This window comes from Cedecea neteri NBRC 105707 = ATCC 33855, from assembly GCF_001571265.1.
GTDB lineage: Bacteria > Pseudomonadota > Gammaproteobacteria > Enterobacterales > Enterobacteriaceae > Cedecea > Cedecea neteri.
On record NZ_BCTL01000110.1, the window covers coordinates 1 to 2589 of the forward strand.

Sequence of the window (2589 nt, forward strand, 5' to 3'; positions counted from 1 at the left end):
GTTGCTGACCACGCTCAGGTCTGTCGCTTTTGCTGTCGTGGTGTCCGCCGTCAGATTTACCGTCTGGCTGGTGACAGCGAATACCTGCCCGCCAACGATTACTGTCACCTCGGCAGGACCTGCCGTGGTCCCCGTCAGTGATGCTGTATACGTTCCATCCCCGTTGATGGTTACCGGGCTTATCATCACACCCGCTTTCCTTGCGCTCTCAAACTTAACCCCCTGAACGCCGGTGACCGGTATCCCGCCAGCATTTCTCAGCGTGAGTTTTAACAGCGCGCCGGTGACGCCATCCGCCGGGATCACCGTTTTGTCCACGGTTAACTGAGACTGCGACACATCTGCATCACCGTCCGTCAGGGTGACCGACTGGCTGATTGTCCCGAGTGCCACACCGTTTACGCTGGCGCTGATAGCCGCCACCCCCGTTGTTGTTCCTGTCATCGTGGCCGTGTAAGTCCCGTCCCCGTGGTTTACCACCGGGCTGAGCGAGATCCCCGTTGTCAGCGAGCTGATAAATGTCACACCCTTCGCATCAGTAACGGGCACTCCATTTGCGTTTCGCAGCGTGAGTTTTAAAGTGGAAGGCGTCTTTCCGTCCGCCGGGATAGACGTTCTGTCTATCGTCAGCTGAGAGGTGGTCAAACTCACCTCGTTAGCCGGGGTCAGTGTCAGAGAGGCATGAAGTCCCGTCACTGGCGCGCCGTCATATGCCACCGAGATGGAGGCCGTCCCCGCCTGCGTGCCGCTCACCTGGGCCGTGTAATGTCCGGAGGCTGCTGGTATTTCCGTCAGACGGGTGATGTTTACCCCGCTCACGCCGGTCACAGGGAAAGACAACCGGGAAGCGTTACCTGCCGCCGGTTTACCCGTCGCGTCCTGGGCAAACAGTTTGAGTTCAGCCACAGATGTTCCGTCCGCCAGAATGCTCAGGGGCATCAGGCTGAGCGTTGAACGGCTCGCATCGATACCCTCTGCAACAAAATGAATGCGGGTGGTGGTGCTGGCCGTTTCTGCCGTGGCGGTAACAGTAGCCTCCCCGACAACCATTGACGTGATGTCCACCTGGGTATTGCCCTGCCCGTCGGTAACCGCGGTCTGTTTATCGTGGCTGCCGTCCGGGTAAACGGTGGTGAAAACGACCTGCTGATTTGGCAGCGGATGGCCATTGCCATCGGTCACTGCCGCCGCAACATTCACCGGGGCTTTCCCGTCGGCAAACGCATTGTCATGGGCGACGCGCAGCGGCCCCGCAAAGGCTGCAGAGGGCGGCAGCACCGTTACCGTGAGGCTCTGCGGCGCAGATTTGTTGCCTCTGATGTCCTCAGCCACAGCAGTAATTACATAGCTGTTCGGATCGGGGGTCTGCCCGGCAATCCCGGACTTTTTTGCCGCCTGAGCACGCTGCACCAGTTGGTACGGTGGGAGAGTCACTAAAAAGTGCGTGCGATCCTGCGCCGTCAGTCGTCCTCCGGCAGCTTCCAGCGCCCCTGCGGACCACGTTACCGTCTGCAGGTCATACTTATTGTTGACCTGAGCCGATATCGGAAGAGATGCGCCGGCAGGGCCGGTGATACGGGTCTGATCCAGCGCTAACCGGATAACCTCCTGCTTACGATACTCGAGGACGATATCATTATTACGATCGACCAGATCGTAACGGCTGTTGGCTATAAGTCGGGACGCCGCCACGCTGCCGGCAGACAATTGTGAAGACAGTGACTCACCCGGATGCCAGGTAAGTTGCAGACTGATATTCGTTTCATTTTTCCCATTTTTCCCCATACGCTCTTCAGCGCCAACTGTCAGCAGCGGGAACGGCGTCCAGTTCAGGCCGGCCGTAACGGCATACGGGTTATGTTGGCGATTATCTTTGCCAAACAGGGCCACTTCATCGCCGTAGTACTGCTCATACATCAGCTTGCCGCCGATCTGCGGGTACGATGGAAGCCATCCCTGCGCGCGGACATCAAACCCGTTCGCCGGGCGCTCATCATAGTCATCGAAGTCACGAGACTGATGCCAGTTGCTCGTACGTATATAGGTATTTGCGGCAAACTGCAGATAATCAGTCCGGGCTTCCGCACCCAGCCCAACACGGCGGTTATTACCGGTGATGTCATCATCATAAAAATTGTTGAAGCCGTACATCCAGTGCGGGGTCATCCAGCGGACACCCCAGCCGAGATTGACCGTATTGCGTCCATCCTTGTTGCGGGCACCCAGTTGGGTAAACAGGGTATTCTGAGGGGTGTCGTAGAGCGGTACCAGCCAGTCAATACTGCTGTTCGCCAGCGCGTTATGCGCATTCAGGCTGAGATTCGCCCGCACGGTGCCATACTGACCCAGCCATTTTGCCACGGCATCATTGGCAGCCCCGGCCACCATCGAGCGCGCCATGCCTGCCGCCGTGCCGGAGGAATGTTCTCTGCCGCCCGCACTTTCGGAGGACAGTCTGTCTGCATAAGATGCGGCGGCACGGTCGTGTTCAGTGAACACTGGCGGAGGTTGCCGGGAATGATCCGCCCTGATGTCATCATTTTTTATCGGGGTACGGACGGGAACATCAATTTCATCCCCCTCACTGAG

General features: G+C 58.2%; 1 protein-coding gene. It reads right to left on the bottom strand.

Annotated elements, in window-relative coordinates:
- On the bottom strand, positions 1 to 2499 hold a 2499-nt coding region (locus tag CNE01S_RS23945; protein WP_174522194.1), incomplete at its 3' end, for an inverse autotransporter beta domain-containing protein.
- Between the last annotated feature and the right edge of the window lie 90 nt (positions 2500 to 2589).